This window comes from Sphingopyxis sp., assembly GCF_016463645.1.
Classification (GTDB): domain Bacteria; phylum Pseudomonadota; class Alphaproteobacteria; order Sphingomonadales; family Sphingomonadaceae; genus Sphingopyxis.
Genome location: NZ_JAEMQX010000183.1, coordinates 1 through 5591 on the forward strand (window position 1 = coordinate 1; position 5591 = coordinate 5591).

The 5591-nt window shown below is 66.6% G+C and carries 5 protein-coding genes; all 5 read left to right on the top strand.

Annotation, left to right across the window (positions count from 1 at the left end):
* Positions 1-1241, top strand: a 1241-nt coding sequence (xrtA, locus tag JHC57_RS20785; RefSeq protein ID WP_294032487.1) for an exosortase A, incomplete at its 5' end; no start/stop codon positions are given.
* A gap of 11 nt (positions 1242-1252) precedes the next feature.
* Positions 1253-3148: an XrtA/PEP-CTERM system amidotransferase gene (locus JHC57_RS20790; protein WP_294032488.1), complete on the top strand. Its 1896-nt coding sequence runs from the start codon at positions 1253-1255 to the stop codon at positions 3146-3148.
* A gap of 81 nt (positions 3149-3229) precedes the next feature.
* Complete coding sequence (locus JHC57_RS20795) at positions 3230-4414, top strand: GNAT family N-acetyltransferase (RefSeq protein WP_294032489.1); 1185 nt, start codon at positions 3230-3232, stop codon at positions 4412-4414.
* Positions 4411-5277: a cupin-like domain-containing protein gene (locus tag JHC57_RS20800; protein WP_294032490.1), complete on the top strand. Its 867-nt coding sequence runs from the start codon at positions 4411-4413 to the stop codon at positions 5275-5277. Before JHC57_RS20795 ends, JHC57_RS20800 begins: the two co-directional genes overlap by 4 nt.
* Positions 5278-5360: 83 nt before the next feature.
* Positions 5361-5579, top strand: a complete 219-nt coding sequence (gene infA / locus JHC57_RS20805) for a translation initiation factor IF-1 (protein WP_010162480.1) — start codon at positions 5361-5363, stop codon at positions 5577-5579.
* The last annotated feature ends 12 nt before the right edge of the window (positions 5580-5591 follow it).

The following is a 5591-nucleotide window of genomic DNA, read 5'->3' on the forward strand; positions in this document are numbered from 1 at the left end:
TCGTCTGGCTTGTCGGGGAGGCCGCGGGGGTCGGCCTGTTCCGCCAACTCGGCCTCGTCCTGATGCTGCAGGGGGCGGTCGCTGCGACGCTCGGCGAAAAGCTCGTGCGCGGACTGTTGTTCCCGCTAGGTTACGCGCTGCTGCTCGTGCCGTTCGGCGAGGAACTGGTGCCGCTGCTCCAGACGCTCACCGCGCATATCTCCATGGTGCTCCTCCATCTGTCGGGCCTCCAGGCCGAGATGGAGGGCGTGTTCATCACGACGCGCGCGGGCTTCTTCGAGGTCGCCGAAGCCTGTTCGGGGGTCAATTTCCTGATCGCGATGCTCGCTTATTCGATATTCGCGGCGCATCTCTGTTTCAGAAGCTGGACGCGGCGGATCGTTTTCGTCGCTGCGGCCCTCGCGACGACGATTCTCGCCAATGCGCTGCGGGCCTGGGGCACGATGGTCGCCGCCGAAATCTGGGGGATCGAGGCGGCGGGCGGGATCGACCATGTCTTCTACGGCTGGTTCTTCTTCGGCGCGGTGATCCTGCTGGTGATGTTCGTCGCGCGTCGCTGGTTTGATCGACCGGCGAACGATGCGGCGGTCGACGTGCGCGGACTGGCCGGCTCGCCGCGTTTCGCCGCTCGGGGGCGCGCAGTCGTGCCCGCCGCGCTTTCTGTTCCGTTGCTCTTTGTCGCTTGGGGGTATTGGGTTGGCGAGCGCAGCGCGCCGCTGCCGGCCGCGATATCGGTCATCGCTCCGCCGGGCTGGCAGGCGGCGGGAGCCGAAGGGACGGCGTGGGCGCCGCGCTTCGACGGCGCTGACCAATGGCTCATGCGCCACTTTGTTGATGCCAGAGGGCGGAGAGTAGCGGTCGCGGTCGGCGGTTACGAACGTCAGGCCGAGGGGCGCGAGGTCGTCGCATTCGGGCAGGGCGCGATCGATCCCGACAGCAAATGGGCCTGGAGCGCATCACTCCCGGCGATCGAGGGCGCGAAGACCGAACGGCTGCTGCATCCGGGTCCGGTGCTGCGCGATACGGCGACCTGGTATGTCGTGGGCGGAACGGTGACGGGCAGCCCGCGCCGTGCAAAACTCGCCGAACTGCGGGCGCGGCTCATCGGCGGCGATCCGCGCGCATTGTCGCTGATCATATCGAGCGAGGAGCGTCAGGGCGGCCGGAATGCGATGGAGGATTTCCTTTCCGCGTCGGGTGGAGTCGCCGCGATGGCTGACCGCGCGCTCAAAAGCCGTTAAGCGTCAAGAATATGTGCGGGATCGCGGGCATCTATCACCTTGAAACGGCGAAGCCGGTCGACCCGGCGCGGCTACGCGCGATGCTCCATCCGATGGCGCACCGCGGCCCCGACGGCTCGGGCGAATGGACCGCCCCCGGCGTCGGCCTTGCGCATCTCCGCCTCTCGATCATCGATATCGCCGGCAGCCCGCAGCCGATGGCGAGCGACGACGAGATCGTCACGCTCACCTACAATGGCGAGATCTACAATTTCCGCGAACTCCGCGCCGAGCTCGAAGATCGCGGGCATCGCTTCCGCACCTCGGGCGATACCGAGGTGATCATCGCCGCCTGGCGGCAATGGGGTTCCGACTGCCTGTCGAGACTCAACGGCATGTTCGCCTTTGCGCTTCACGATCACCGGCGCGGTTGCCTGTTTCTGGCGCGCGACCGGCTCGGGGTAAAGCCGCTCCATTTCGTTCGCCTGTCCGACGGGTCGGTGGCCTTTACCTCCGAACTGAAGGGGCTGCTGCGCAATCCGCTGCTTCGGCAGGAAGCCAACCTCACCGCGATCGAGGATTTCCTCGCCTTCGGATATGTTCCCGACGACAATTGCATCGTCACCGGGGTGGAGAAACTGCCCGCGGGCCATTATCTGATGCTCGAACGCGGCAAACCCGTGCCCGCGCCGACACGCTGGTGGGCGCCCGATTTTTCGAGACGCATCAAGGCCTCGGAAGGCGAGGCGGCCGAACATCTGGTCCACCTGATGCGCGCCGCGGTGACCGACCGCATGGTGTCCGACGTTCCGCTCGGCGCGTTCCTCTCGGGCGGCGTCGACAGCAGCGCGGTCGTCGCGCTGATGGCCGAGGCGAGCGCCAAGGCGGTCAAGACCTGCACGATCGGCTTCGATCAGGCTGCGCTCGACGAAACCGCCTATGCGCAGGCGATTGCCGAACGCTTCGCGACCGACCACCGCACGCGCACCGTGTCACCCGGTGATTTCGCGCTCGTGGACCGGATCGCCGACCAGTTCGATGAGCCGTTCGCCGACGCGAGCGCGCTGCCGACCTACCGCGTCTGCGAACTCGCGCGCGAAGAGGTGACGGTGGCGCTTTCGGGTGACGGCGCCGACGAAGCCTTTGCGGGCTATCGCCGCCTCGTCTTCCAGCATCGCGAGGAAAGGCTCCGCGGCCTGATCCCGAGCTTCCTGCGTCGCGGCGTGCTCGGCCCGCTGTCACACGTCTGGCCGCAGATGGACTGGGCGCCGCGCCCTTTGCGCGCCCGCGCAACGCTCGCCAGCTTGTCGAAGAGCGGGGCGGAGGGCTATGCGGAGGCGGTTGGGGTGACGGGACCCGCGCAACGCGCCCGGCTGTTCAACGACGCCGCTGTCCATGCGCTCGGCGACCATGTCGCCGAGGCACGTTACTGGACGGCGATGCGCGATGCGCCGGCGCGCGAACCGCTCGACCGCGCGCAATATGCCGACCTGATGATCTGGCTGCCGGGCGACATCCTGACCAAGACCGACCGGATGAGCATGGCGGTCAGCCTCGAAGCGCGCGAACCCCTGCTCGACTACCGTCTGATCGAATTCGCTGCTAGCCTGCCCGCGTCGATGCGCGTCAAGGGCGGGACCGGCAAGGCGATCATGAAGCAGGCAATGGAACGCTATCTGCCGCACGATATCCTCTATCGGCAAAAGATGGGGTTCGTGACGCCGGTGTCGGCGTGGTTCCGCGGCGCGCTCGCTCCGCAGGCGAGGGAACTCGCGACCTCGGCCACGCTCGCGCGCTCGGGCTGGTTCGACATGGCGGAAATCGAGCGCATCGTCGCCGCGCACCAGTCGGGTCGCCGCGACCACGGCCGTCTGATCTGGCAATTCTTCATGCTCGAAAAATCGCTGGCGAAGCTCTTCGGAATTTAGCCTTTTCAAGAGGCTGGTCTGCGCGGCGCCCTTGCCGAATCGCCACGCCATCTTAACGCTTCGCTGCTAGGCTCGCAGCCGATGACCGTCCATCCCGCCTTTCCGACGCCCACCGCCGACGCCAGCCCGGTGACGGTACGCGTCGTCGATCCGCTTGCGCTGTCGGACGAGCTTGGCGCGGCATGGGACCGGCTGGCCGACGAGGCGAGCGAGCCCAATCCCTTTGCCGAGCGCTGGTGCCTGCAATCGGCGCTGCATCTCCTCGACCCCGACCGGCTGGCGCGGCTCATCCTTGTTCGCGACGGCAGCGACGGTCCGGTGATCGGCGTCATGCCGGTCGCGTCTGCAGTGCGATATGGCCGGGTACCGCTCCGTCACGTCACCGGCTGGGCGCATCCCAACCACTTCCTCGGACTTCCGCTGGTCCGTGCCGGATTCGAACGCCTGTTCTGGTCGATTCTGCTTGGCTGGTGTGATGCGGCACCATGGGCGCGCACGATGTTGCATGTGCCGCGACTGACCGCCGACGGTCCGCTCCACCGCGCGCTTGTCGATGTTGCGCGGGCGCGCGGCGGCGCGACGGTCGATGTGCATTGCGAGGAACGCGCTTTGCTCGACAGCATGCTCTCGCCGGAGGAGTATTGGGATGGCGCGGTGCGTGCCAAAAAGCGCAAGGAATTGCGCCGACAGGCAAACCGCTTGGCCGATGAAGGGTCGGTAGACTTCCGCCGCTGGCGCGCCGGCGAACCGGCGGAGCCATGGATCGCGGCCTTCCTCGACCTCGAAGCGCGCGGCTGGAAGGGGCGCGCCGGCTCGGCGCTTGCGAGCCAGGGCGATACCGAAGCCTGGTTTCGCGCGATCCTGACCGCGGCGGCGGAGGCGGGCAGGCTCGACATGCGCGCGCTCGATCTGGACGGCCGGCCACTCGCGATGCTCGTCAATTTCCTCTGCCCGCCGGGCGGCTTTTCGTTCAAGACCGCGTTTGACGAGGATTATGCGCGCTTCTCGCCCGGGGTGCTGCTCCAGCAGGCGAACCTCGATCTGCTGAACGACGACCGCATCGATTGGGTCGACAGCTGCGCCGCGCCCGGCCACCCGATGATCGACAGCGTGTGGCGCGAGCGGCGGCGCCTCGTCTGGGTCAATGCGCCGCTGTCGGGGCGCGGCGATCGCCTTCGCTTCGCCGCACTCACGCGGGCCGAAGTCATTTGGCGGCGCTGGAAACGCGCCGCGCCGGCCGCTATCGAAGAGCAGGAACCCTCATGACCCAGCATCAGACCCTCGCCGCGCCGGTGTTTCCCGCCGAAACGCTCGACCGGATGGCAGAACTCTATCCCCAGCGGGCCGGATTGCTGCATCACCACCTTCCCGATCATCCGCTGCTGTCGCTCGAGGCGCTGGCAAAGCTCGGCGAAAGCCTGCCCGCGAGCGAGGTCGAGTATAATCCGGGTGATATCCCGATCGGAATCCGGCCCGAGGATGTCCCTTCGAACGGCCTCTCGATCGGCGAGACGATCCGGACGATCGACAGCAACGGCAGCTGGGCAGTGCTCAAGAATATCGAGAATGTGCCCGCCTATCGTACCCTGCTGATGGACCTGCTCGGCGAACTCGAGCTGGTCGTGGTTCCGCGCACCGGCGCGATGCTGACGCCGCAGGGCTTCATCTTCATCTCGTCGCCGGGATCGATCACCCCCTATCATTTCGATCCCGAGCACAACATCCTGCTCCAGCTCAGGGGCGACAAGGTGATGAATGTCTGGCCTGCGGGCGACGAGCGGTTCGCCCATCGCCGCGAGCATGAACGCTATCACACGGGGGGGCATCGCAACCTGCCGTGGGAAGACACCTATAAGGAAGACGCACAGCAGGTGCCGCTCGGCCCCGGCGACGCGGTGCTGATGCCCGTGATGGCGCCGCATTTTGTCGCCAACGGCAATGCCCCCTCGGTCTCGCTGTCGATCACTTGGCGTAGCGAGTGGAGCTATCGCGAGTCCGAGGCGCACGCCGCCAATGCGACGCTGCGCCGCGTCGGGCTCGACCCCGCGATGCCGCCGCGCTGGCCAAGCTATGCGTGGGCGAAGACCGTCGGCTGGCGCGTCGCGCGCCGGCTGAAGCTGGTGTCCTGAGCCGCCTGTGACAGATTGCTTTCAATTGGCGCAAATTGCGGTTATGGGCCCGCATCCTGATATTTCGAGCCCATAGAGGATAGATGGCGAAAGAAGAACTTCTGGAAATGCGCGGCCAGGTGGTCGAACTGCTGCCCAACGCGATGTTTCGCGTCAAACTGGAAAATGATCACGAGATTCTGGGCCACACGGCCGGCAAGATGCGCAAGAACCGCATCCGCGTTCTCGTGGGCGACGAGGTGCTCGTCGAACTCACCCCCTATGACCTGACCAAGGGTCGGATCACCTATCGCTTCAAGTGAGCGGCGCGGCGA

Coding starts and splice junctions, on each gene's coding strand:
- JHC57_RS20790 (WP_294032488.1), top strand. CDS start 1,253: ATGTGCGGGATCGCGGGCATCTATCACCTTGAAACGGCGAAGCCGGTC.
- JHC57_RS20795 (WP_294032489.1), top strand. CDS start 3,230: ATGACCGTCCATCCCGCCTTTCCGACGCCCACCGCCGACGCCAGCCCG.
- JHC57_RS20800 (WP_294032490.1), top strand. CDS start 4,411: ATGACCCAGCATCAGACCCTCGCCGCGCCGGTGTTTCCCGCCGAAACG.
- infA (WP_010162480.1), top strand. CDS start 5,361: ATGGCGAAAGAAGAACTTCTGGAAATGCGCGGCCAGGTGGTCGAACTG.